This is a genomic window from Firmicutes bacterium HGW-Firmicutes-1 (genome assembly GCA_002841625.1).
In the GTDB taxonomy this organism is placed as follows: Bacteria; Bacillota; Clostridia; order Lachnospirales; family Vallitaleaceae; genus HGW-1.
The window spans coordinates 54,066-80,175 of the sequence record PHAG01000002.1; the positions used below are offsets into that span (position 1 = coordinate 54,066).

26 protein-coding genes and 1 riboswitch are annotated in these 26,110 nt (G+C 32.4%); of the genes, 21 read left to right on the forward strand and 5 right to left on the reverse strand.

Features of this window, described 5'->3' with window-relative positions; all coding sequences use genetic code 11:
- Positions 1-249 precede the first annotated feature (249 nt).
- The 3 genes from ablA to CVU84_02265 all read left to right on the forward strand — a co-directional run bounded on the left by ablA (position 250) and on the right by CVU84_02265 (position 3,646).
- A complete protein-coding gene (ablA, locus tag CVU84_02255) occupies positions 250-1,530 on the forward strand; it encodes a lysine 2,3-aminomutase (protein PKM95646.1) in 1,281 nt (426 codons plus the stop codon).
- A gap of 27 nt (positions 1,531-1,557) precedes the next feature.
- On the forward strand, positions 1,558-2,391 hold the full coding sequence (ablB, locus tag CVU84_02260; GenBank protein PKM95647.1) for a putative beta-lysine N-acetyltransferase: 834 nt from the start codon (positions 1,558-1,560) through the stop codon (positions 2,389-2,391).
- Between the two features lie 658 nt (positions 2,392-3,049).
- Positions 3,050-3,646, forward strand: coding sequence for a hypothetical protein (locus CVU84_02265; GenBank protein PKM95648.1), 597 nt, complete (start codon positions 3,050-3,052; stop codon positions 3,644-3,646).
- Between the two features lie 27 nt (positions 3,647-3,673).
- Here the strand turns inward: CVU84_02265 and CVU84_02270 are convergent, their stop codons facing one another.
- Positions 3,674-5,188 carry a hypothetical protein gene (locus tag CVU84_02270; protein ID PKM95649.1) on the reverse strand — a complete coding sequence of 505 codons (1,515 nt, stop codon included), beginning with the start codon at positions 5,186-5,188 and terminating at the stop codon, positions 3,674-3,676.
- Between the two features lie 16 nt (positions 5,189-5,204).
- On the opposite strand from CVU84_02270, the gene CVU84_02275 reads away from it, so the two are divergent.
- Positions 5,205-5,747 carry a hypothetical protein gene (locus CVU84_02275; protein PKM95650.1) on the forward strand — a complete coding sequence of 181 codons (543 nt, stop codon included), beginning with the start codon at positions 5,205-5,207 and terminating at the stop codon, positions 5,745-5,747.
- 247 nt (positions 5,748-5,994) lie between these two features.
- On the opposite strand, the gene CVU84_02280 is transcribed toward CVU84_02275, so the two are convergent.
- On the reverse strand, positions 5,995-7,095 hold the full coding sequence (locus tag CVU84_02280; GenBank protein ID PKM95651.1) for a chorismate synthase: 1,101 nt from the start codon (positions 7,093-7,095) through the stop codon (positions 5,995-5,997).
- Between the two features lie 177 nt (positions 7,096-7,272).
- Between CVU84_02280 and CVU84_02285 the strand changes: the two genes are divergently transcribed.
- The 3 genes from CVU84_02285 to CVU84_02295 are packed head-to-tail and all read left to right on the forward strand — an operon-like array spanning position 7,273 to position 9,557.
- Positions 7,273-8,397 carry a tRNA guanosine(34) transglycosylase Tgt gene (locus CVU84_02285; GenBank protein PKM95652.1) on the forward strand — a complete coding sequence of 375 codons (1,125 nt, stop codon included), beginning with the start codon at positions 7,273-7,275 and terminating at the stop codon, positions 8,395-8,397.
- A gap of 12 nt (positions 8,398-8,409) precedes the next feature.
- On the forward strand, positions 8,410-8,805 hold the full coding sequence (locus tag CVU84_02290) for a glyoxalase/bleomycin resistance/extradiol dioxygenase family protein (protein PKM95653.1): 396 nt from the start codon (positions 8,410-8,412) through the stop codon (positions 8,803-8,805).
- A 5-nt stretch (positions 8,806-8,810) separates the two neighbouring features.
- On the forward strand, positions 8,811-9,557 hold the full coding sequence (locus tag CVU84_02295; GenBank protein ID PKM95654.1) for a sulfite exporter TauE/SafE family protein: 747 nt from the start codon (positions 8,811-8,813) through the stop codon (positions 9,555-9,557).
- A 148-nt stretch (positions 9,558-9,705) separates the two neighbouring features.
- Here the strand turns inward: CVU84_02295 and CVU84_02300 are convergent, their stop codons facing one another.
- A complete protein-coding gene (locus CVU84_02300) occupies positions 9,706-10,392 on the reverse strand; it encodes a hypothetical protein (protein ID PKM95655.1) in 687 nt (228 codons plus the stop codon).
- A 179-nt stretch (positions 10,393-10,571) separates the two neighbouring features.
- Here CVU84_02300 and CVU84_02305 point away from each other — a divergent pair, with 179 nt between their 5' ends.
- The 10 genes from CVU84_02305 to CVU84_02350 all read left to right on the forward strand — a co-directional run bounded on the left by CVU84_02305 (position 10,572) and on the right by CVU84_02350 (position 20,820).
- The gene (locus CVU84_02305; GenBank protein PKM95656.1) at positions 10,572-10,997 is read left to right on the forward strand and encodes a hypothetical protein; all 426 of its coding nucleotides are present in this window, start codon (positions 10,572-10,574) and stop codon (positions 10,995-10,997) included.
- A 196-nt stretch (positions 10,998-11,193) separates the two neighbouring features.
- Entirely contained in the window at positions 11,194-12,042 is an 849-nt protein-coding gene (locus tag CVU84_02310) for a fatty acid-binding protein DegV (GenBank protein ID PKM95657.1), read from the forward strand.
- A gap of 59 nt (positions 12,043-12,101) precedes the next feature.
- Positions 12,102-12,198: riboswitch (TPP riboswitch) on the forward strand.
- A 61-nt stretch (positions 12,199-12,259) separates the two neighbouring features.
- Positions 12,260-12,937, forward strand: coding sequence for an energy-coupled thiamine transporter ThiT (gene thiT / locus CVU84_02315; protein ID PKM95658.1), 678 nt, complete (start codon positions 12,260-12,262; stop codon positions 12,935-12,937).
- A gap of 211 nt (positions 12,938-13,148) precedes the next feature.
- Positions 13,149-13,856, forward strand: coding sequence for a hypothetical protein (locus CVU84_02320; GenBank protein PKM95659.1), 708 nt, complete (start codon positions 13,149-13,151; stop codon positions 13,854-13,856).
- Positions 13,857-13,871: 15 nt separating this feature from the next.
- Entirely contained in the window at positions 13,872-14,516 is a 645-nt protein-coding gene (locus CVU84_02325) for a hypothetical protein (GenBank protein ID PKM95660.1), read from the forward strand.
- 213 nt (positions 14,517-14,729) lie between these two features.
- A complete protein-coding gene (locus CVU84_02330; protein ID PKM95661.1) occupies positions 14,730-15,224 on the forward strand; it encodes a hypothetical protein in 495 nt (164 codons plus the stop codon).
- Entirely contained in the window at positions 15,221-16,267 is a 1,047-nt protein-coding gene (locus CVU84_02335) for a protein arginine kinase (protein PKM95662.1), read from the forward strand. The genes CVU84_02330 and CVU84_02335 overlap by 4 nt, the downstream gene beginning before the upstream one ends.
- Before the next feature lie 18 nt (positions 16,268-16,285).
- Positions 16,286-18,721 (forward strand): ATP-dependent Clp protease ATP-binding subunit ClpC, encoded by a 2,436-nt coding sequence (locus tag CVU84_02340; GenBank protein ID PKM95663.1) that lies wholly within the window; start codon positions 16,286-16,288, stop codon positions 18,719-18,721.
- 148 nt (positions 18,722-18,869) lie between these two features.
- Positions 18,870-19,280 carry an endosialidase gene (locus tag CVU84_02345; protein PKM95664.1) on the forward strand — a complete coding sequence of 137 codons (411 nt, stop codon included), beginning with the start codon at positions 18,870-18,872 and terminating at the stop codon, positions 19,278-19,280.
- 160 nt (positions 19,281-19,440) lie between these two features.
- A complete protein-coding gene (locus tag CVU84_02350; GenBank protein PKM95665.1) occupies positions 19,441-20,820 on the forward strand; it encodes a DNA repair protein RadA in 1,380 nt (459 codons plus the stop codon).
- A 113-nt stretch (positions 20,821-20,933) separates the two neighbouring features.
- On the opposite strand, the gene CVU84_02355 is transcribed toward CVU84_02350, so the two are convergent.
- Together CVU84_02355 and CVU84_02360 are read right to left on the reverse strand one after the other, a co-directional pair.
- A complete protein-coding gene (locus CVU84_02355) occupies positions 20,934-22,856 on the reverse strand; it encodes a hypothetical protein (protein PKM95666.1) in 1,923 nt (640 codons plus the stop codon).
- Positions 22,857-22,868: 12 nt separating this feature from the next.
- A complete protein-coding gene (locus tag CVU84_02360) occupies positions 22,869-24,500 on the reverse strand; it encodes a DUF342 domain-containing protein (GenBank protein PKM95667.1) in 1,632 nt (543 codons plus the stop codon).
- Between CVU84_02360 and CVU84_02365 the strand changes: the two genes are divergently transcribed.
- From CVU84_02365 to CVU84_02380, 4 genes are all read left to right on the forward strand, one after another.
- Positions 24,492-24,686, forward strand: coding sequence for a hypothetical protein (locus CVU84_02365; GenBank protein PKM95668.1), 195 nt, complete (start codon positions 24,492-24,494; stop codon positions 24,684-24,686). The genes CVU84_02360 and CVU84_02365 overlap by 9 nt on opposite strands.
- Before the next feature lie 84 nt (positions 24,687-24,770).
- Positions 24,771-24,941, forward strand: a complete 171-nt coding sequence (locus CVU84_02370) for a hypothetical protein (protein ID PKM95669.1) — start codon at positions 24,771-24,773, stop codon at positions 24,939-24,941.
- Positions 24,942-25,096: 155 nt separating this feature from the next.
- Complete coding sequence (locus tag CVU84_02375) at positions 25,097-25,423, forward strand: hypothetical protein (protein ID PKM95670.1); 327 nt, start codon at positions 25,097-25,099, stop codon at positions 25,421-25,423.
- Positions 25,416-26,108, forward strand: coding sequence for a TIGR01906 family membrane protein (locus CVU84_02380; GenBank protein ID PKM95671.1), 693 nt, complete (start codon positions 25,416-25,418; stop codon positions 26,106-26,108). Before CVU84_02375 ends, CVU84_02380 begins: the two co-directional genes overlap by 8 nt.
- The last annotated feature ends 2 nt before the right edge of the window (positions 26,109-26,110 follow it).

A 26,110-nucleotide genomic window follows, 5' to 3' on the forward strand; every position in this document is an offset into this window, starting at 1 on the left:
AAGTTAATCCTAGGATTGACTTAACATACTATTAAAAGCAAAAGTTTAATTGAAAAATAATATTTAGAACTGGGGTTTGATTAGGATCAAATGGTCATGATCTTTACTATATTTTTTATGGTATAAAGTGAACTGATAATCAGGTAAGCTTAAACACTCTAACTCTATGGAAACATAGATTTAGAGTGTTTTTTATTTTTTAATAGAAAACATATAGGCGATTATAGTGAAAAATGGAGGAGAAATGATATGGAGATGCTAGATTTAATGAACCAAAAAATGAATGATGAAAATTTTACGGATAGTGCCACAAAACTGTGGAGTGATTGGAAGTGGCAAGTAAGACACGTTATAAGAGAAATTGATACGGTAGAAAAAGTATTAGGTATTCATTTTACAGAAGAGGAAAAAAAGAACATTGAGGAAACGATAAAAATTTTTCCTATGTCAATAACACCTTATTATTTATCCCTAATTGATACGGAGGACTATAAGAATGATCCCATTTTCAAACAAGCCTTCCCAGACAAAAGAGAATTACATATAACTAAATATGATATGGTAGATCCATTAGCTGAAGAAAAAGATAGTCCAGTAGCTGGTATCACTCACAGATACCCAGATCGTGTTCTTTTTCATGTTAGTAATGTATGTGCCATGTACTGTAGGCATTGTACAAGAAAGAGAAAAGTTGGAGATAACGATTGCATTCCATCAAAGGAAGCGTTGCAAGAAGGAATAGAGTATATTAAAAACACCCCAATTATAAGAGATGTTCTAATATCAGGCGGCGATCCATTTATGTTGTCTGACGATTTAATAGATTGGGTTCTTGGTGAATTGAATAAAATTGAGCATGTTGAGGTAATTAGAATTGGTACACGAACTCCAGTCGTTTTACCGTATAGAATTACTGATGATCTAGTAAATGTTTTGAAAAAACATGGGAACATATGGATCAATACACATTTTAATCACCCAAAAGAAATCACTGACTCGTCAATGGAAGCTCTGAGAAAATTGGCAATGGCAGGTATACCTCTTGGCAATCAATCTGTTTTACTATCTGATGTAAATGATTGCCCTAGAATCATGAAACGATTGGTTCATAAATTAGTTCAAAACAGAGTCAGACCTTATTACATCTATCAATGTGATTTATCAGAAGGCCTTGAGCATTTTAGAACTTCTGTGGGTAAAGGTATTGAAATAATGGAAAGTTTGAGGGGACATACAAGTGGATTTGCAGTTCCTACCTATGTAATAGATGCGCCAGGTGGAGGTGGTAAGATTCCCGTTATGCCTAACTATCTTATATCGTGGTCAACAAATAAAGTTATACTTAGAAATTATGAGGGAGTTATTACTACATACCAAGAGCCAAATGATTACCATCATGATCTCTGTGATTTAAAATGCGACACCTGTAATTTGCAACTAAAACTACAAAAAGGTGAAGAAAGCAAGATTACTGGTATTGCAAAACTGATTGCTGATTACAACGAAGTCATAACATTAACACCGCGTTAATAATATTAACAAAAGGAGGATAAGTGGATGGATGCAATAACTAAGATTGGTAATTCGATAATCCATTTTGGTAAAAGTAATAATAGAATTTATCTAATGTCCTTAGATTATATGGATTTACCTATTATTGTTGATCAGTTAGATCGATTAGCTAATGAAAATGGCTACACCAAAATAATTGCAAAAGTACCAGCGTATGCAAAAGAAATTTTTGAAAATAGTGGTTATTTAGAAGAGGCCACTATTCCGGACTTTTATTGTGATAAAGAAGATATTTGTTTTTTTTCTAAGTACCTTGATTGCAATAGACAAACTGATCCCTTTAATGAATATTGTATACAAGTGTTAGAAAAGGCAAAAAGTACTAAAGTAGTACAAGAGAAAAAAACTTTAGATGAGGATATTTGTTGTCGTAAAGCCAATGAAAAAGATGTAGAAGATATGGCATTAGTTTATCAAGAGGTTTTTAAATCCTATCCATTTCCTATTCATGATAAGAGCTATTTGCTAAAGACTATGCAAGAGAACGTAATTTACTTTGGTATTTGGTGTGGGAAGCAATTAGTCGCCTTGTCTTCAATAGAAGTAGGGAAAGATAATTCAAACGCCGAAATGACTGATTTTGCTACTATTGAAGCCTACAGAGGCAAAGGTTATGCTTGCTATTTACTAGATGAGATGGAAAACGAATCATATTCCATGGGGATAAACACAGCCTATACCATTGCAAGAGCAAAGTCTTATGGTATGAACATTACCTTTGCTAAACAAGGATATATCTATGCTGGTACATTGATAAATAACACAAATATTGCTGGTCACATTGAAAGCATGAATGTTTGGTATAAGTCTTTAATATAGTCCATAGCATATATATGCTATCAATTATTAGATTAAAATATAAATAAGAAGTAATAATATCCACTTGTAATAGAGTCATGCATGTTTTCATGTATTTGCTGCTAAATTATGAGTGGATAGTTTATTATAGAATTATGGTGTTGTATTAAGAAATACATTGGGTAATGATTGTAATTAGGTTGATAATCGTGATAATATTCATTCTATTTTCTTGACAATAATTTTTATGAAAAACACTAATAATTGTTGATAAAAATATAATTTTGTTATAAAATGTAGAAAGAGATAAAGAAGACTTAATATGTTTTCATAAAGGAATGAGGAAAATAGAGTATATAATATGATTGGGATGAGTAAAGCAATACTTTTTAAGTATTCTATAGTACTATTGAGCAGGATCTATCAATAGTGCATCTAAAAATATTATTTTAAACTCTATAAAATTCAGACGACATAAAATTGAATAGGTTAACCACCATGAAAAACCATCGGATTTTTGATGGTTAAAGAAATATGTGGAAATTTACTATCCCACTTTATTATTGGTTGTAAAGCCAATAAATCTCTTAACATGGGAAGTAGAAAATGGTATTTGGTATTCATGATAAAAGGGAATGCCAACAAAATTTATACTAAAAGGATAAGGTAGGAGAAAATTATGAAAAAATGTATGATTATTGTAATAAGTATATTTATTTTAATTCTTAATGGTTGCACTATGACATCAAGAATTAATAAAACAGCATTTATGGAACCAATTAAGTTAACAAGTTCACAGAAAGAACTCACAAAAGGATTAGGTATAAATAATAGTGATATAATACACTTTAGGTTTGCTGATATCCCAACAAATATTAATAACATGGAGCTTTGGTGTGAGTATTACGATAGCGGTAAGCTCGTAAATAAATTATTTTGTCTGGAACAAGGAATAGATAAAAAAGGAACTATTATAGGTTCATTTTATAATATTAATGGAATCGAACGATTCGTAATCAATGGAAGCAGCTTTACTCGAGAGGAAGATAAATTTGATCAGAAAGTATCAACATCTATGTTAAATGACAAACGAGTAGCAATTAAAGAAGGACAAGAGATCATATTAATGGTCAAAGTAGAAAATGAAGGGAATATATCACCAATAAGTGACGATGTTTTTAGCGATTTTAGCAATGAGATTGAACAGTTAATAGAAAATGATCATGTCTATGTTATCAAATGTATGTTTCATACTACAGATAATAAAGGGGCGTAGAGTCCATAAAATATGTAAAAATTAGAATCATATTTTAAAATCCTTAAAGGATATACATCTAGTCATTAACAACAACGGCATTACAACAATAAAATAAAATGCCATATCGATCAATGTATTTACTTTAAACCCATAAGAGAACGTATAAATACGCATAAAAACAGTATGCAGCGCAAGTGTGCCTACACAGCATAAAGCTGGCATTACAATAAAAGTTAATGGATTAAACGACAAGGATGTAGCTTTAACCAAACAGTATATATCTAAAACCGATACTACGATTAAACTTACTAGAAGCCCAATAAGGTAGCCCTTAAGACCAAGCTGAGGTATCAATAAATATATAAACATAATACGAAGCCCAAGACCAATAATATTGTTTCTGAAAGTGATCATATGCTTATCAATACCATTTAACAAACTGCCAAGTGTTGTTTGAAGGTATAAAAAAGGACAAAGAAAGCTTAAAGATATGAGTAATGTACCAACATACCCTTCATTAAATACCATTAATCCAAGATCTTTTCCAAAAGCTAAGAAGAAAAAATTAAAAACAATTCCCATCATAATTGAGAATTTAATTGTGATTGATACGGTATTCTTTATTACACCCTTTTGCTTTCGTGCATAAGCTTCTGATATTGCGGGTAATAGCATTAAAGAGGCAGAAGTAGTAACAACAGTAGGGAAAAAAATCAATGGAAAGGCCATGCCTGTTAAGGTGCCATATACGCTAATAGCATAATTATGTGAGTAACCATAAGACTTCAACATGCCAGGAATTAATATTGTTTCGAAGCTAGACAATATAGTAGTGATTAATCGATTAGTAGTAAGAGGAATCGCAATTGCAGAAATTTTTTTCACAAAATAACGATAGGTTTTTGCAGCTTTAGAAATTAGAATCTTCCTAGTTTCACCATAATAAAATAAATATACGAATAGGCAGGTAGATATTTCGCCAACAGCCATACCAATTACGGCTACTGCACAAGCATATTCCAAACCTTTTAATATAAAAGAAGAGGAAAGTAGGTATATAATTGAAATTCTAATAATCTGTTCAGTAACTTGGCTAATTGCAGGTAAAGTAGGTTTGTTAACACCGTAAAAATACCCCTTTACACAGTGTGCAATTGCTGTAAAAGGAATCGATATCGATACGATCCTTAAACCAGCTACAATTCTAGGTTCATGAATTATTCGTATGCTGATAAATTCAGCATTCAAATAAAGTAATACCATTAATGCAACACCTAAAGATGTAGCAATAGCTGTAACGATACGAATCATTTTTTTAACATCCGATTTGCTTCCTTTTGCCATTTCTTCAGCAGTTAGCCTTGAAATAGCAGTAAATATTCCTGAACAGCAAAATGTATAGCAGATCATATAGATAGGGAAGATAAGTTGATATAGTCCCATCCCTTCAGCACCTATGATATTAGAAAGATATATTCTATTCACAAAACCCAGTACACGGGATATCAAACCACCGATAGTTAGTATCAAGGTTCCTTTTATAATTGTCTGTTTTTTCATCGTATACCTTGAATAAATCTTTTTAGAAATATATGATGATTGGCTTTTCTATAGACCTAATATTTGGTATACTAAAGCAAACGATAAGGAGGATTTCACCTTGGTTGAACTATTGCTTATACCTGTTTGTTTTTTTTCTGATCAACTAACAAAAAACAAAGCTGAAAAAGAACTGATAAATAACGAGAAAAAACCCCTATTTGGAGGAAAACTTCATTTACAGATAGTATATAACAAAGGCGCCTTTTTGGGCCTATTGAAAAGACATAAAAAAGTATTGATGGCTACTAATGTTTTTTCAATTGCTATTCTCGCTTTTATAATTGGTGGATTGGTTTTTATGAAGGGACAACACCTAATAAAAGTGGGCATTTCTTTAATGGCAGGAGGAGCATTTGGTAATATATACGATAGATTTAAAAGAGGAAAGGTTGTAGACTTTTTTGCTTTTGCTCTAAAACCAAATATTTATTTTAATTTAGCAGATATGTTTGTGTTCTTAGGTGCTTTCGTAGCTGTATTAGGAACTATATTTCTTGCAAAGAAACCCTTTCTATAACAGAAAGGGTCAGATTTTAGACAATTTAATTTATTATCAATTGACGAAACAGAGATAAAAGCATTTTTTCTTCAAGATGAATATGAAAGGCAGTAAGTGTTCATTTTTCGCCCGACCGGCCAAAGGGTAAGGCCAGAAAAATGACATTTTCTTTAGCAGAAAGGGCTTCGTGAGACCAATGTTACAAAACCTCCGCATTCGCTACGGTTTCGTAACCAAATGCAAGATTTGCTTCCATTCGGTTAAACTATTGATTATAAACCTTGATTACATTATCCATCTTTGAGGACATATTCATTAGAACCATATCCACAACAGTTAGAGCCACCATAGCTTCTACAACTACTACAGCTCTTGGAACTATAATAGGATCATGACGACCTTCTATGTTTATTTCAATATTCTCAAAGCTTTTATTAGCGGTTTGCTGAGTCATACCAATTGAAGGGGTAGGTTTTATTGCTGCACGAATAAAGATGTCTGATCCGTCGCTAATTCCACCAAGTATTCCACCTGCATGATTCGTCTTTTTCAAGGTTTTTTCACCTTCACAATAATACGCATCGTTATTCTCTATGCCAGTTCTTTCGGCTACCTTGAAGCCATCTCCAATTTCAATTCCTTTTACACTTCCAATCGACATAACTGCTTTTGCAAGATTAGCATCTAGTTTTTCGAAAACAGGTTCTCCAATACCAGCAGGTATATTTTTAACAATACAATCTATGATTCCACCAGAGGAGTTTCCTTCTTCTTTCAGTCGATTAAGGTAGGTTTCAGCTGCTTGAACACTTGTTGAATCGGGCATACATAAAAAATTATTGCTGATTTCATTGATATCAAAGTGATTCATATCAATTGTAACAGGACCAATTGAGTAGGTATATGCTGTAACAGTTACACCTAATGTTGCTAATATTTTCTTAGCAATAGCACCACCTGCAACTCTAGCAGTTGTTTCTCTACCAGAAGCTCTACCACTACCTTTGTAGTCCCTAAAACCATACTTAGAATCATAAGAATAATCAGCATGACCTGGCCTATAATAGGAAGCTATTTGTGAATAGTCATGTGATCTTTGATCCTGATTAAATACGATTAAGGAAATAGGGGTACCGGTTGTTTTACCTTCAAATACTCCAGATAGAATTTCAACCGCATCTGTTTCCTTTCTAGGTGTAGCAAATGGGGATTGACCCGGACGCCTTCTATTCAAACAGATTTGAATATCTGTTTCATTTAATTCTAAGCCAGCAGGGCAGCCATCTATGACAACGCCAATGCCTTTTCCGTGTGATTCTCCCCATGTAGATATCTTAAATATATTTCCAAATATTGAACCAGCCATTTTGACTCCTTTCAAACAAAACAAGTTTATTTAGATATTATAATCAAAAAGATAATAATTAGCAAGCCTACATATCTAAACGAAGCATACTTCAAAATCGTATTGTTACAAAAAACTTACTATGCTATAATAGCATAAAGAAAAGTTGATTTCATTAAATAGCAAAAGGATGAAAATATGTATAAATTACTTAACGTAGACGGCAATGCAAAGAGAGGCGAGTTACACACTGTTCATGGTGTTATTCAGACGCCTGTTTTTATGAATGTAGGGACTACTGCAGCAATCAAAGGAGCAGTTTCCACCAATGATTTGAAAAACATTAAGTGCCAAGTTGAATTGTCTAATACTTACCATTTACATTTAAGACCAGGTGATGAAATAATTAAAAAATTAGGTGGTCTACATAAATTTATGGTATGGGATGCACCAATACTAACAGATTCAGGCGGTTTTCAAGTTTTTTCGTTAAATGCACTTAGAAAAATCAAAGAGGAAGGTGTGTATTTTTCCTCACATATAGATGGTCGAAAGATTTTTATGGGTCCAGAAGAGAGTATGCAAATTCAATCAAATATTGCATCAACGATTGCTATGGCCTTTGATGAATGTCCACCATATCCAGCAACGAAGGAATATATGAAGGATTCAGTGGACCGTACATCAAGGTGGTTAGTTAGATGTAAAAAAGAGATGGATAGATTAAATAGCTTAGATGATACGATTAATAAGAATCAAATGCTATTTGCAATAAATCAAGGAGGAACATATGAAGACCTTCGTATAGAACATGCAAAGGTAATTAGCGAAATGAATCTAGATGGATATGCGATTGGTGGTTTGGCTGTTGGTGAAAGTCATAGCGAGATGTATCGTATGCTTGAAGCAGTTGTTCCACATTTACCACAGGGCAAACCAACTTATCTTATGGGTGTTGGAACGCCAGAAAATATACTTGAAGGTGTTGCGAGAGGTGTTGACTTTTTTGATTGTGTTTATCCAACAAGAAACGGAAGACATGGGCATGTTTATACGAATTATGGTAGGCTAAACCTATTTAATGCGAAATTCCTTACAGATGATAAACCCATTGAGGAAGGCTGTGGTTGTCCAACTTGTCAATCATATAGTAGAGCATATATAAGACATCTTCTAAAAGCTAAAGAAATGTTAGGTATGAGGCTTTGTGTGTTGCATAATTTATATTTTTACAATTCAATGATGGAAGAAATTAGAGAAGCAATTACGAACAATCGTTTCATAGAATATAAAGCTAAGAAGCTTGAGGGCATCAACAATTAGAAAGGAATCATTATGAAACTTAGCCACATTGGTGTTTGGACGAATGATTTAGAAGGGTTGAAAAATTTTTACGTTACTTATTTTGGAGGTAAGACGCGCGAAAAATATGTTAACCCTGTTAAGAAATTTGAATCTTATTTTATAGACTTTGAAGGTAATGGTAGTGTAAATCTTGAAATAATGAAGTTGGCTACAACATTAGAGAGTGGACAAAATCAGACAGGTGAAATGAATGGTTTCGCCCATATAGCATTTTCAGTAGGTAGTAAGGAGCAAGTGGATCTTTTAACAGAAAGACTTGCTTTAGATGGTTACGTAATTGTGAGTAAGCCAAGAACTACAGGTGATGGATACTATGAAAGTTGTATTCTTGATCCGGATAGAAATCATATAGAAATAACAATATAAACTACATGTTAGGAATAACTATTTTGGATGAATTTATTATTATTGGATTAATAACCGTATTTGTATCAGCGCTCATTCAAGGAATTACTGGATTTGGTTTTGCATTAATCGCAGTACCTATTTTATCTACATTTTTATTGCCTAAAGATATTGTTCCTATTGTAGTGATTTATAGCTTATTAATGAACATCCTTATGTATATAAGGAAAAGAACTATTGTTCATTTTTCAGAGCTTAAAACTCTGATTATATTTAGTTCAATTGGTATACCTATTGGTGTATACCTACTTAACCTCTTAGATGCAACTATCATTAAGCTAGTAGCTGGAATCACAATCATTTTGACCGCACTTGCTTTGATGGTTGGATGGGAATGGAAGGGTAAAAACCTTCAGCTTACAACAGCTATTGCGGGACTTACTAGTGGTGTATTAAATGGAAGTACCTCGATGAGTGGACCACCCATTGTATTGCTTTTACTAAATCAAAAAGTTGATAAGGAGCATTTTAGAGCCTATTTACCAGCTTTTGGGATCATAACGAATGTAATAACTATAATCTTTTTGATGTTGGGTAGAAATTTCAATGCAACACAACTAAAAAACATGGTGATATTCAGTCCTGCATTATTTTGCGGACTTTTTATTGGTTCAATTGCAGTTAGATTTATAAATGAATATTTTTTTAGACGTTTTAGCCTGATACTAATCTTGGTAACAGGTGTTTATACACTATACTCAGTTCTGTTTTAAACATCTATTAAGGTTATAAAACCTCCGCATTCGCTACGGTTTCGTAACCGAATGTAAGCTTCGCTTGCACATCAGTGGGGGGATTGACCACCCACCGATGTTGGAATTAGTTCCCCCACTTAAGAAGTGGGAAACTTCTTCCATTCGGTTAAACAAGTGACTTTTCTGATATATGATATATAATCTTAAGAATATTTGATTTCTCATCAATATCATTGGTCAGTTTATAACATGTAGTTAGAAAATTAACAACATTAGCTAGTTCATTATCTTTATTTTCATCTGATAACTCACTTCTACCTAATCTATCACATAAATTAAACAATCCAATTTCAGCACAGGACACTTCTGACATCATTTCCTCAATTTTAGAAAAGGGTAGTTTTTTTGTTATAAATAGTGGCTGCATATGCCATCGTACAAGCTTGCAAACATCATCAATAAACAAATTGTCTTGAGTTAAGCAATCTAAAAATGCTTTTGCAAGTCTAGCTCCTGCAATATCATGATTGTATGAGGTGATTTTTCCATTTCTTATTTTTGTTGTCGTGCCTTTTCCAATATCATGCAACAAACTTGCCCACATAAAAACACGTTTATTAGAACTTAAGTGATTATATCTTGCAGCATAATCAACTACTTGCATTGTATGCTCCCATACGTTTCCTTCAGGATGAAACTTAGGATTTTGTTCTGTTTTCATTAATTTAACTAAATCATGAAAAGGTTGCGTTTGGGGAAAAATATTATTACGTACCAACTCTCTAAAATAACAAGATGGTTTATCGTCATTTAATAAGTGCTTCTCGAATGAAAAAAAGATTGAAGCTTCCAAGTGAACACCTTCCTTTAATTAAAGCCTTAATACTATTATAGCCTTTGAGGGTAATAATATTTTGGAAAAGTTTAGAGATTAATTGAAATATTAAGTTGAAACAATCACCTGTATTTGATAGAATAAGATAAATGGCAATGGATATAAAATAATAGCGGATTAGCAAGGAGAGATTAAAGATGAAAAAGTTAATAAAAAGCAGTATTTTTCTTATGGTATTATCAGCAATTGGTTTCTTTGCATATAAGTTTTCATTAAGACTTAAAGAAATCAAAGAAAAGTATGAAAATTGCATCTCTTTTACAGGTAAAGAATTGAAGTTCGATGGAGAAGAAATTGATGGTGGGTCTTATGCAATTATGTTTAGTGGAGTAGAAATGGATTTTACTGGTGCGACTTTAATAAATGATGCTACACTTGATCTTTATGGGGAGTTTTGTGGTATAAGTATTATACTGCCAGAGGATTGGCAAGTTGTTGAAGAGGGTGAATCTTTTAGAAGTGGATTTTCTAGCCAGATTGACACCTATGAAATTGATGAAACAAAGCCAATTTTATATATTAACTACAATGTACGATATTCAGGTTTAGAAATTAAACATTAATATGAATAATTAAAATCACAAGGTTTACTTTGTGATTTTTTTGTTTTCTTCATGTATCGAAAATTTTCTTGCAGTAATCATATCTAAGAGTTGCAATTAGAATATCTATATGATATAATCCAAAATAACAACAAGTAGTATTGGATACCATATAACCTTGTGTAGATATCTACTTAAACTTTGGAGGTAATAGGATATGTCAAAAATTGCAATTGTAAGTGATTCTGCATGTGACCTACCGTCATATATAGTAGAAAAGTATGACATCAAGATTCTGCCCCTTAGAGTAATCTATGAAAATGCAGAGTACAGAGATGGAATAGACATACAACCTCAAGAGGTTTATGACAGACTAGAAGAAGAGATTCCTAAGACATCACTGCCAGAGCCAGTTGAAGTAATTGAGCTCTTTGACAAGCTCGTTGGAGAGGGATATACAGATGTTGTTTGCATAGCCTTATCAGCCAAGTTAAGTGGAACGTATAATCTGATGCAGTTAATAGCAAACGATTATGACCAACAAAAATTAAATATAAAAGTAGTGGATTCTAAGACCTTGTCAATGATTTTAGGCTTTATTGTGTTAGAAGCAGCGATGAAAGTAAAAGACTCAGGCACTATAGATGAGGTGTTAAGTACAATTTCTATTATTCGCAACAAGATACAAGGATGTTATGTGCTTAAAACATTAAAGTTCTTAAAAAAGGGTGGACGAATTGGAAAGGTAGAAGGTACTGTTGGAGAACTATTAGATATCAAACCGATTATTGGAATTGACGATGAAGGTGCTTATTATACAATTCATAAAGCAAGAGGCAGAAAGAAATCAATACAAAAAATTAAAGATTTGATTGAAGATCATTTTAAAGGTAAGTTGATTAATATATCAATTATTCATGGCGGAGCGGAAGAAGAAGCAACTTCACTTTTGGAGTATGTGAAGAAGTTGTATAATATTAATCAATGTTTTATCACTCAAATAAGTCCTGCTCTTGGAGTACATACCGGACCTGGATTAATCGGATATACGGCTTACGAAGTATAAAAGGATTGACAAATGCCATTATTTGGTATAATATTTGTCTTGTTCCACAATCAAAAATATACAATCGCTAGGGGAGCCGCAAGGCTGAGAAAGTTGAACTGACCCTTAATACCTGAACCGGATTATGCCGGCGGAGGGAAGCATATAATATAATTTATTATATCTATATACTTATGTCAGACAGCGCTTCCTGCGAAATATCAAGGAGGCTTTTTTTATGATAAAACAATTTCAAGATGCTTTATCAAGTGGTGATTTACAAAACGTTATAACTTCAACAGTAGGACAAATAATAATTTGGGCGATTGCCGTAACTTTGTTACTTGCAATTATGGTTGTAAGTGGAAAAAACAAGTCAACGAAAATCAAGATCAAGCAATTAACGTATTCATCAATAGCAATCGCGATTGCTACGGTATTATCTTTTATTAGAATAATCAAACTACCACAGGATGGCTCAGCTACTCTGTGTAGCATGCTATTTATTGTACTTATTGGTTATTGGTTTGGTGTTAAGCAAGGTGTACTTTGTGGATTAGTTTATGGACTGCTACAATTGGCATTAGGCGGTTGGGTTATGCACCCAATTCAATTATTACTAGACTTTCCATTAGCATTTTCTGCACTTGGGCTAGCAGGTTTATTTAGAAATAGTGAAAATGGTTTGATGAAGGGTCTTATCGTTGGAGCTTTTGGAAGGTTTGTCTTCCACTTTATATCAGGGGTAGTGTTTTTTGGTTCCTATGCACCAGAAGGGTTTTCCCCAGTGACTTATTCAATAGCTTATAATATTGCTTATATTGGAATAGAAGTATTTTTGACAATTATTATATTGATCATACCAGCGTTTGATACAGCTATGAAGGCAGTGAAAAGAAACGCATTAAGTGAATAAGCAATAATTGAAAAAATGGTTGTACCCTTGTGTACAACCATTTTTTGTTGTTAAAAAGTTTCTGCATTTGGAATAAATATTTTAGCATGAGTGAGCATCTAATCACGTATTCTTTAATATTCAGGTTCTTAAAAAGTATCGTAGCTCATAATTAGCTTTAAGATGACTATTTACTTTTGTATATTCATATATTATAATATATAAGAAGTGAATGCATAAGGAGGGAGATTTTATGAATGACGTAAATTACTTATCAGCCCTAGTATCAGGCATTATAACATTCTTTTTGCCTTGTATTTTACCATTACTACCGGTGTATTTTGGATATTTAGCAGGCGAAGCAATAACCAATTTAGACAATAGCAAGATAAAAATTAGGTTGATGACAAATGCATTAGGCTTTGTTCTAGGAATTACCTTGTTAAATGTTTTATTAGGCTTTGGAGCCAGAGCAATTACAAAACCATTACTGGAATATCAAGATATATTAAGAGCCATTGGCGGAATTATAATGATATTGTTTGGAGTATATTTCGCAGCTGGACTTAAATGGATGTTCTTTGAAAGAGAAAGAAAAATTAGGTATCATAATTATTCTCCAAGTTTCATCAAATCCTTTATTTTAGGTATTACCTTTAGCTTTGGCTGGTCGCCTTGTTATGCACCAATTGTTGGGAATATTTTAATTATATCCAGTTTTGAGCATAATTACTTTAGAGCTGGTACCTTGATGTTGGTTTATTCTTTAGGCTTTGGTACAATGTTTTTGCTTTCTGCTTTTTTAGCAGGAGTATTTGTCAAGAATTCAAAAAAGATTTACCCATATTTAAATACAATAAAAAGAGTTGCAGGAATTATCATGATTGTTATGGGAATATTGTTACTTACTGATCAACTATCTATATTAAATATGAATTAGCAAAGGGTGGTATATATGAAAAACGTTATTAAAGTTCTGATAATAAGTATGTTTATAATGATTTTTTTAGTTGGATGTCAACCCAAAGACAAGAAGTCTGAGGAAGCAGAAAAAGAACAAAAGGAAACTTCACAAAATGACAAGGAAGAAGATGACCTAGAGGAAGAAGAGGATAATTCGAAAGATGATAAAGCCAAAGATGAAAATGGTGATGCATTTCAGGCAGAAGCAGAAGCATTGGCATTAGATTTTTCATTGAGTGACGGTAAAGGCAATATGATAAATGTTGCAGATTACAATGATAAGTTTGTGTTTTTGAATTTCTTCACTACATGGTGCGGGTACTGTATGGAAGAAATGCCAGAATTTCAAACAGTTTATAATCAATATAAGGATGATGTTGAAATTATCATTGTAAATGTGAATTTTGAAGATGATCAAAGTGTTGAAGATGTTGTCAAATGGTATGAAGAAGAGGGCTTTACTTTCCCAATGTTAATCGACGAAGGTGTAGAACAAACAGAAGCTTTTTATCCTTATGTGACAGGATTTCCAACTACATTTGTTTATGCAAAAGGTGGAGAGTATCTTGGATATTTATCAGGAGGACTTAATGAAGCTTCGATGAAGGAAATCATTGAAGGATATATGGATAAGTAAAACACAATCAACGACATGATGATATGTCGTTGATTGTGTTTTACTAGGATAGTTTGGCATAAATAATTATAAAAGTTCTTTGATTTTAAGTGATAGTATTTTGTCTATTATACGATGTAAGGCCATTTTTTTGTTAAATAACTAGTTTGTTGAGGCAAAGCTATGATATAATAATGATTATTAGGGACTATATTATTTGAGGAGTTGATTCATATGATGTGTGATAAGTGTAATGAGAGAGCTGCTACTGTAGTGATAACTCAAATAGTCGGCGATAAAAATATAAAGTTATATTTATGTGAAAAATGTTCTAGTGAGACAGATGGCCTCACGAGGGAAGATCATAATTCGTTTCAACATTTTTTAAGCGGATTAATCAATGCAAAAAGCACCCCTCAAAAAAACGAACTATTAAAATGTGAAAAATGTGGTATGACAATTGATTCTTTTAGAAAAAATAGTAAAGTAGGTTGCGCAAACTGTTATAAAACCTTTAGTAGTTATTTTGAATCTTTAATTAAAAGAATCCATGGCAATAGTGAGCATACAGGAAAGAGACCAGGTAAGTTAGACGTGGAGATAAAAGCAATGCAAAAAATTGACTCATTACAAGTTGATCTTAAGACTGCGATTGTAAATGAAGAGTATGAGCTTGCTGCACGTTTAAGAGATGAAATTAGAGGTCTCAAGCAAGGAGGCAATGTATGATAAAATGGTATGAAAAAGACAATGAGGATTGTAAAGGAGTTATCATTTCTAGCAGAATAAGACTTGCAAGGAACCTAAATCAATATCCATTCCCTAATAGTATAGAGGACAATGATGCACAACAATTAGTGGATGATGTAAAAAAAGCCATGTTCTCAGCTAATGAGTATGCTATAGATCTTTTCGAAGAAATTAAAATGGAAAATGTAAGGCAAGTAGATAAGATTGCTATGATGGAAAGACATGTAATTAGTCCCCATTTTATTGGAGTAAAAAAACCAAATACATTACTTATATCTCATGACGAAAGCATTAGCATTATGGTTAATGAAGAAGATCATATTCGGATACAATCAATGCAGGTGGGTATGAATTTATTAGAAGCACTTGAACATGCTAATAAGATCGATGATTTGCTTGAAGAAAAATTAACCTATGCTTTTGATTCGAAGCTAGGTTACTTAACCTCTTGTCCTACGAATCTCGGTACAGGACTCAGAGCCTCCTATATGGTTCATTTGCCAGCACTTGAGACGACAGGTCAGCTAAAGTTTTTATTGGATGCAATAGGCAAATTTGGGTTAACAGTGAGGGGGATTTATGGAGAAGGTTCTGATGCACAAGGAAGCATTTTTCAAATTTCTAATCAATTGACCTTGGGTATAAATGAACAAGAAATTATTGATAATTTAACAACTGTAACAAAGCAAATTGTTGAACAAGAGCTTATTGTTAGAAATAAATTTTTAAATGAAAGAAGGCTTGAATTTGAGGATGCCATTTACCGTTCTTATGGTATACTAAGTAATGCAAGAGTATTGACTTCAAAAGAGGCAATGACATTATTATCTGATATAAAGTTAGGATTTGAGCTTGGTATATTGAAGAATGATCAAGAAAAGCCAATTAATATATTTGATTTAATGACCAGAATTCAACCTGCTAATTTGCAAAAGATTGAAATGAAGCACTTATCCTTAAAGGAACGAGATATTGCAAGAGCAACATATATAAGAGAAAATATAGTAAAACTAGTAAAGTAGAGCAAGGAGGAAGACATTATGATGGGAAGATTTACAGAAAAAGCACAGAAAGCCATTCAATTATCTAAAGAAGTAGCTGGTGAATTGGGTCACGATTATATCGGAACAGAGCATCTTTTACTGGGATTAATTAAAGAAGGTGAAGGTCTCGCTGCTTTTGTACTTAGAAATCAAGGTATGACTTATGAAATAATTGAAGAAAAGATAAAAGAGGTTATTGTAGGTAACCCTATTCAAGTTGCAAATGGTGGTGAGTTCACACCTAGAGTAGAACGAATTCTAGAGATGAGCTTAAGAGAAGCTGTCAATATGAATACAAAAATGATAGGAACTGAGCATATACTCATTGCACTCCTTAGAGAAAGTGATTCAATGGCAGCAAAGCTAATTGAAATATTAGGTGGGTCTAAACAAAAGATTTATCAAGAAATTGTCAAAGCATTGGGCCAGGATTCAAATAATTCCAAGTTAACGCCTAATACAGAAGCTAGTCAAGCAACTAATACACCAGTATTAGATCAATATAGTAGGGACCTTACTAAATTAGCTAAGGAAAATAAATTTGATCCCATCATTGGTAGGGATAAAGAGATTGAGCGAGTCATACAAATATTAAGTAGAAGGACTAAAAATAATCCTTGCTTAATTGGTGAGCCGGGTGTAGGTAAAACCGCAATAGCGGAAGGATTAGCTCAAAAGATTAATCAAGGAAACATACCAGAGACATTAAAAAATAAAAGAGTAGTAAACCTTGATTTATCCTCAATGGTTGCAGGATCAAAATACCGTGGGGAATTTGAAGAACGTATTAAGAAGGCGATTGCCGAAATAATTCAAGCTGGGAATGTTATTTTATTTATTGACGAATTGCATACAATTGTTGGAGCGGGTTCAGCTGAAGGAACTTTAGATGCTAGTAATATATTAAAGCCATCACTTGCAAGAGGAGAGCTTCAATTAATAGGTGCAACAACACTTAATGAATATAGAAAATACATTGAGAAGGATTCTGCTTTAGAAAGAAGATTCCAACCAGTTACAGTGAATGAACCTTCTGAAGAAGAAACGATTGAAATTATCAGAGGCTTAAAGCATATGTATGAAAATCATCATAACGTTAAGATAACTGATGAAGCCATCAATTCTGCAGTTAAGCTTTCTAATCGTTACATTACAGATCGATTTTTACCAGATAAAGCAATTGATGTAATTGATGAGGCCTGCTCAAAAGTAAGATTAAGTACTTATGTTGCACCTCCAGACATTAAAGAAATGGAAAACACCTTAGAACAACTTGAAGAAGAAAAAGTAGAAGCTATCAAGGCAGAGGCTTATGAAAAAGCCGGTGAATTAAAAAGAAAACAAAATGAAATTAAAGATAAGTTAGATAAAGCAAAAATCGAATGGCAAACCAAAAACTCTATGGCAGATCAAGTAGTAGATGATGAAGAGGTAGCAGGGATTATTTCAAGTTGGACTTCTATTCCAATTAAAAAGTTAACTGAAGAAGAAGGTGAAAGACTTAAAAATCTAGAGTCTGTATTACATGAAAAGGTAGTAGGTCAAGATGAGGCTGTAGTAGCTGTTTCAAAAGCGATAAGGCGTGGTAGGGTTGGACTTAAAGATCCTAACCGTCCAATTGGTTCGTTTTTATTTTTAGGGCCTACTGGAGTTGGAAAGACAGAGCTTTCAAAGATATTAGCAGAAACTTTATTTGGTGATGAATCTGCATTAATAAGAGTAGATATGTCAGAATATATGGAAAAGCATAGTGTATCTAAGTTAATTGGATCACCTCCAGGTTATGTAGGCTATGATGAAGGTGGACAGCTCAGTGAAAAGATAAGAAGGAAGCCTTATTCAGTTCTTCTCTTTGATGAGGTAGAGAAAGCCCATCCTGATGTTTTTAACACACTTTTACAGGTTTTAGATGATGGGCATATAACCGATGCACAAGGAAGAAAAATCAACTTCAAAAACACTGTAATCATTATGACTTCAAATGCAGGAGCACGAAATATAATTGCTCCTAAGATCTTAGGTTTTTCATCCTCAGAAGATGAGAAAAAAAGTTATGGTGATATGAAAAAGAATGTTATGGACGAGGTAAAACGCTTATTTAGACCTGAGTTCTTAAATAGGATAGATGAAGTAATTGTATTTCATTCTTTAACCAAAGAACACATTGTAGAGATTGTTGATATTATGGTAGGTATGTTAGCTAGTAGAATGAAAAAGAACATGGGGATTGAAATTCATATGACCGCTGAAGCCAAAATTCATATGGCTGAGGTAGGTTTTGATAAAAGTTATGGTGCTAGACCTTTAAGAAGAGCTATCCAATCTAAAATTGAAGATAGATTGGCAGAAAAAATTCTAGAGGGTATCATCAAAGAGGGTGACCATGTAACCATTGATCTTAACAACGAAGAGCTTGTATTTGATTTGAAGTAATATATAAGTTTGTAACCTACTATGGCAGTTTGAAGGAAAGTTCTGGATAACCAAAGAAAATAGAATTAAGTTACACTAGCAATTGAAAAGGAAATAATATATAATGTATATATTCAACACTTATCGACAAATTAGGAGGGTTTTTTAGATGGCTGGTATAGAAGAATTAATTAGAGTTGAGGATCAAGGTGCTATTAGCTTTGGAAATTACTTAGCAGACTCTAAACAGAAGAAACAGGACTTTGAAGTTGATGGTGATGTGTATAAAGTAAAAACATATAGTGCAATGACAAGACTTGAAAAGAACAGTCGACTATTATATGAATCAATACCTGGAACAACAGTATATAATTTTTCTTTAGATGAAAAAGAATTAAGCTTTACTGTAGAAGGGGTTGAAGATGCTCAGATCACTGTTGAATTAGAAATTGAACAAGAATATAAAATTTATATTGATCAAATGCAACTTGGAAAGATGAAGTCCAATCTTGCGGGAAAATTAAATTTGAGTGTGGATTTTAGTAATGGAAAGCAAGAAGTTGTAATTAAAAAAGTATAATGAAGAAGCTTTCATTTCGCAAGAGATGAGGGCTTTTTTTAAACGCTGCGTATAAATAACAATGTTATTTAACGCGATTTTTTGTGTACACTTTTATTGACCAATACATCCTATCAAGCTATAATAAGTGATAGATAACAACTGAAAGGGGCTTTATATCATGTCAAAAACGAAAACAGTATTTATGTGCCAAGAATGTGGCTATGAAAGCCCAAAATGGATGGGTCAATGTCCTGGTTGTAGCCAATGGAATACTTTAGTAGAAGAGCTAAAATTAAAAAAGCCTGTCTCCAATTTTACCAATTCGAGTATTGATATACATACAGATCAAAAACCAAGATCGTTATCAAATATAGATACTGAGGATGACAATCGCTTAAAAACAAATATCCAAGAGTTTGACAGAGTTCTTGGAGGGGGAATTGTTGATGGTTCTTTAACACTTGTTGGTGGTGATCCCGGTATAGGCAAGTCAACTATATTACTGCAAATGTGCCAGAGTCTTTCAGAACAAGGAACGAAAATTCTATATATCTCCGGTGAAGAATCTCTTAAACAAATAAAAATGAGAGCAGATAGACTAGATGTAAAAGGTAGTAATGTAATGCTATATGCGCAGACCTCTTTGCAAATTATCGAAACAGTAATTGGTAATGAGAAGCCAAATGTCGTTATAGTAGATTCAATTCAAACTATGTTTAGTGAAGATGTAACTTCTGCACCAGGGAGTGTTTCTCAGGTTCGAGAAGTGACAAGCAGATTATTGCGTATTGCCAAGGGATTGAATGTTTCGATCTTCATAGTAGGACATGTTACAAAGGATGGATCCATTGCAGGACCAAGAGTATTAGAGCATATGGTAGACACTGTGCTCTATTTTGAAGGTGAAAGAAGTGTTTCCTATAGAATATTAAGAGCAGTAAAAAATAGATATGGGTCAACTGATGAAATTGGTGTTTTTGAAATGCGTGATAAGGGACTGGTAGAAGTTTCAAATCCTTCTGAATATATGCTCACTGGAAGACCTTTAGGTGAAGCAGGATCAATCGTCACGTGCTGTATGGAAGGAACGAGGCCATTACTCGTCGAGGTACAAGCTTTGGTAAGTCCTACTAGCTTTGGAATGCCAAGAAGAGCATCAACAGGGACAGATTATAATAGAGTAAATCTATTAATGGCAGTATTAGAAAAGAAGATTGGTATGCAACTTGGAAATTATGATAGTTACGTTAATATTGCAGGTGGTATTAAGATTTCAGAACCGTCGTTAGATTTAGGTATCATAATTGCAATTGCATCAAGTTTTAAGAATGCTAGTATAGATGAAAAAACGATTATAATGGGGGAGGTGGGCTTAACTGGTGAGGTTCGAGGGATATCATTATGTGATAAAAGAATCCTAGAGGCAGAAAAGTTAGGCTTCACAAGGTGTATCATTCCCAAAGCCAACTATAAAGCTTTAGATCATAAAAAAGGGAAAATAGAAATCATAGGAGTAGAGTCTGTTAGGGAAGCTATTGAATTTTCACTTGGTTATTAATAAGTAAATATTTATTTAAAAAAAGGGTTATAATGGAATTTTCGCAAGCATTTGCGATATTCTATGCTAACCTTTTCGTTTATTTTTATTAAAAAGGAAGGCACTTCATTTTCTTATGACTCAAATATTGCTAAGAATGAAGAAAAGTCATCAAAATCTGTACCTAGCATATAAGACTTTAATTGATAAGTTTGATCTGCATTCACTAATTCTTCTATCTTTAATAAATCATCTGGATTATTAGTTAGAATAAAGGTGTTTCTTTTGTCGATATTGTAAACATTTTTAAATGCTCCTTGAAGTGTCTTCGACATAACTGATTGCGTAAAATGTACGGCCTTAGCATGATAAATATGTACAATGTACAAGTTAAGACTAAAGTCAACGGCTTCATCTAATTGAAGTTGAAGATGATCAAGAAACATATAGCTATAATCAGGTTGGTAAGTTTGTTTAATTCTTTCGGCATATTGTAGCTGATGAATGACGGGAGCTATATGAGTTGCAATAGCATCGAAGGATACAAGGCTTTCTTCTGTTATAAAAATTTTGGTTCTACTTCGAAGTAATGCAAAAAATCCTATAAGCTGAATGTCAACGCCTTTAATATAAACAGGAATCATAACCAAGCCAGCCCCAGGCTTTATAAAAGCATCAATAATAGCATCGGGTAGAAAATCAACAATTTTATCCTCTTCATAAACCAATATAGGTTCTCCATCAAACAAAGGCAAAAAGGAAAATCGCATTTGTATTTGCTCATCTGTGTCCCTAATATTTATTTTGTTAGAAATAGTAAAAGCTTGTTTTTTGTAATCGAATAGTGCAAAAAACCCCATTTCTATACCGAAAGACACGTTTAATGTATTCATAACTAAAGAGATTACTTGGTCATGAGTCTGAGCACTGTTCATGTTTTTCATAAGCATATTCAAATTAAGCAAATCGTTTAATTTATTGCTAACAAGCTTTTTTTGTCTTTCTATTACTTCAATATAAAAAACATTATTAATTGCAATATAAGTAGCAGACGCAAGACTTTCTACCAACTCGAAAATACTATTATCATATACTGTATCATTAACCTTTGCGCCAAGGGTAACAAAACCTACAAGTTGAGAGGATTTTTTTAGTAACACAATATATTCAGGATTAATTTTGCTGATAATGTCTTCGCCATTAAAAAAGTTGTTAATGAATAGATCTGTTGACTTTTTATCATTCATATCTATCAATACCGGCAATGATGCTACGTGGTTACTATTTGGAAAAAGAGTAATCTCTAGTTTTTGGTTGTAGATTAAAACATTTTTGTAACTCATTAATTTATAGTTTTCACTAATTGGATCTTTAATGAAAAAGGTAGTGTTATTACTTTGAGTTAATTCAGAAAAAACACCAATAGCGAGTTCGCATAGACTAGGAAGCGACAACTCACTTAAAAGTGCTTTAGTAGAATGATTCATAGCAAACAAGTTGAAAATTTTCTCATCTAGCTGAATCTTAGTTGTTTCTAGAGCCTTATAGCTAGAATAATTTGTAAAAGCTGTTGAATAAAGGTTCATTAATGCACTTGCAACTTCTTCATCAGCTGAATCAAAAGGTTTAGATTCGGATCTCTTCACAGCAATAAGACCAAAAAAACTTTTATCCATAATTAAAGGAATACAAAAGTCTGGTTTAAATAGATCATTAATTTCTTTAGGAAGTAAGCTTAAAATTTGTTTTTCGTATATCAAACCAGCATGAAAATATACTATTTGGTTATAATGATCGTTATATTCGAAGGAAAAGGTTTCGTCATAGCCCATTGATTTAAAGATTGAGTATGAGCTTTCGTTTTTGAAGTATAAAACCATCTGATTAGGAAGGAGTAGATCGTTGCAAAATTCAAAGGCATAAGTCATAAGCTGGTCTAATTCAAACCGTTGCGAGAAAAATTCTATAGCACTAATAATTCCAGAATATCGCACTAACTGAGCGTCAATTTCTGAAGAGGTTGATTTTTTTTGTTTGTTATCCGTTTTATAGGGCATATGATCACCTCATTAAGTAGTCTTGAATTGATTATTAATAACATAAAAAGATTGGGGTACGCTAACAACCTTTGAAACCACATGAAGATGCTTAGCAATTTCAATTGTTACATTCGTATAAACAGTTTTGTTTATCTTAACTTCGCCATCACCTTTACAATGTAGGTAGGAAATATATTTCTTTTTTTTCTCATATAAGGTCTTAAGTTTTTTGTTGAGACTGTCATAGGCCTCTTCTAACTCGGATAATATATGACGTTGTTTTGCATCTAAATTGTTTGGTGAGTATATGGATAGTTTTTGGTTCAAATATACAATTTGTTCCTTTACAGTATCTATTTGAGTGTTTATACCATCGTATTCTTCTTTATAAGCAACTCGATTAAAACCTAAAACGGTAATATGAGTAGGTACATCAGCACGGCTACCAATTTCACCTGAAACAACTCTAACGGTTGCCTCAATATTTCCACCAATTATTTTACTGTTTAGTGATTCTAAAATAACTTCTTTTGCTTTGATATTAGTATTCATTGCATAATAACCTATGTTAACGGAACCGTTACATTCAATGGTGCAATCAGCAGCAAACTTAGTGTATAAATCACCATCACAAATAATCTTAGCTTTGTTTTTTCCTGCTATTCCACCTCGAATATAAATGCTTCCTTCACGGCTTTCAATTGTGTCGATACCACCTAAACCAATCTTGCCCATAATTTGTATATTATTATTAGCTTTCACAGAAAAGTTGTCTTCAACTGAGTTTTTGACCTCAACATGACCATCGAAATCAATATTGCCAGTTTCAAAAGAAACTTTGCCATCAATTTCTAGATAATTACAAATTGCTAGAATGCCATTTTCGTATACAACAGCACCAACTCTTTTTGCAGTTAAAATTGTTTTTGTTTCATCTTCATTTAAATCTTCGTCAATCGTTTTTTTGTCATAAACAAGCTTATGTTGTTTGCCTGGTAGTGCTGGAACTGCATTTCCAAAAACTGATTTTCCTGGAATACCTAGAGTAGGTTCAATGCGTTCCCCGACCCAGTCGCCTCTTTCAACTTTATTGATTAAATTTAATTCATAATGGTTTACTTTGCCATCATCGAATACTTGAGGTTTAAGTTCGTCTATTTCATATAACTTAATAATTGCATCATCACCAGGAAGCGGTAACATGCCCTTTGCAATTGTAAATTTATCTAATGGAATCATTGATGACATAACTTCTTGTAAATCAATGCCAAATATAATACCCTGATCCCTGCAGGCAATTACGATTAATTCCAGTAACTCCTTTTTATCATACACAACAAATTGCTCAGGAGTTAAATTAATTGTTGCATAAGCTTTTAGTTGGTCGTTACTTGAGGATAATTCTATAATTGGTTTGTATTCACCAATGTTTACCAATTGTTCAATTGCATTAGTTATAGCGGCCTTTAGAGCAATGAATTGAGTGATTTTAATTCTAGGGAAACTCTTGAGTATTTCTTGAAAAGCTGTAAGATCATACTTTTTTTGTAATACCTTAATATATACTTGATCTTCTTCAAGAATAATTTCTACATTTTCACTTGTATATATAATATCATTGAACAAGATTTTCACCTCCGATGATGGTTCATAGTGAGCTATATTTTAGATTTTTTAATATTTATTTATTTTTATTCTAATATTGATTATACAGCGAATTCATTCATAAAAGCAAGAAAAATCAACAAATTAGAAGCAAAAATAATGTATTATATGGTCAAAATGACAATTGCGATGTTTGCAATTGCTAAAATTCTACTAAAATTTCTTTTTATAATAATTTATTAATTTATGGGTATACTATTATTGTTACTGTATTATAAAAAAATGGATTAGTTTTATGTATTTATAATCAAAATGAGGTTGATGATTATGCAATTTAATGAATTCAGACAATTTATTTCAACATTTCAAGAAGCGAGTACAGAAGATAAGATTGAAATGTATTGTACATCAGTAAATCTTACTGAAGAACAATATATGCAATTGCTTCGAACCTTTCCTCCAGGGGATATAAGAAAACTTGAAAAAGCTTTGTACTAAAACTGATGATAATAGTTCATCAGTTTTTTATTTAACGAGAATTTGACTATTCTGTCATTTTATATTGTAAAGCTATTTTTTTGTATTAGATTTTGTTGACTGATTTTTGCTTTTGATATACTATTAAGATATATTGGAAAAAGAAGGATGATTGTATGAAAATTGGAACCAATTTATATTGTAGTGCTTTCATCAGCCAGCAAAAGCAAGAAAAATATTTAAAAAAAATTAGAAACAGAAAAAACATGAGGAATATACATATCCTCATTTATCGAATGAACAATGTTAATCTTCTTGAATTGGTTAGCACAAGAGAACTATATAGACTAGATAGTAGAGAAGATGGAATTTATGTAATAGGAATTGTACAAAATAATGAAGAAGCCTACGAATGGATTGGTACTCTTGTTTCTAATACCTTATTGCACTTTAATGAAATTAATAAACAGACTTTATTTAGGGAGCTAGAATGTGATGTATAAATTTTATTCTAAAGCAATTGCCATAGTGTTTTCATTAACGCTTTTCTTTGTCTTGTTATTTGCTTCTGTTAATATAATAGTTTATAATATGGATTATTATAAATGGCATTATGAGAAAAGAGATATTGATATAAATACAGGCATGGAAATGAATGATCTAGTTATGGTAACCGAAAAGCTATTAAATTATTTAAAAAATGATGATGATAACTTAAACATGAAAAAATTAATTAATGGAAAAGTTGAAGAAGTTTTTGGAGATCGGGAAAAGTCTCATATGGTTGATGTGAAAAAAATGTCTGTAGCTGCAACGGCGACTAGAAATTATGGGGCCATATTAGTAATAGCTATAATCACATTGGCATATATAAATAATAAAAAATTATTTTTATATATATTATCATCAATTAAGTATGTATTTATAGGAACAACAGCTATTGTTTTAGGCATAGGAGCGTTGTTGCTTATAGACTTTAATAAATATTTTACTATATTTCATGAAATATTTTTCACGAATGATTTGTGGTTGTTAGATCCACAAACGGATATACTTATTAATATGGTTCCTGAAGTATTCTTTTTTAATACTGCAATGCTAGTGATTCTGTTGTTTCTTTTGATATCTTCGATAGTCATTGTTGGAGCTGAAAAAGCAAAGAAAAAAATGAAAATAAAACTTGGGTGATT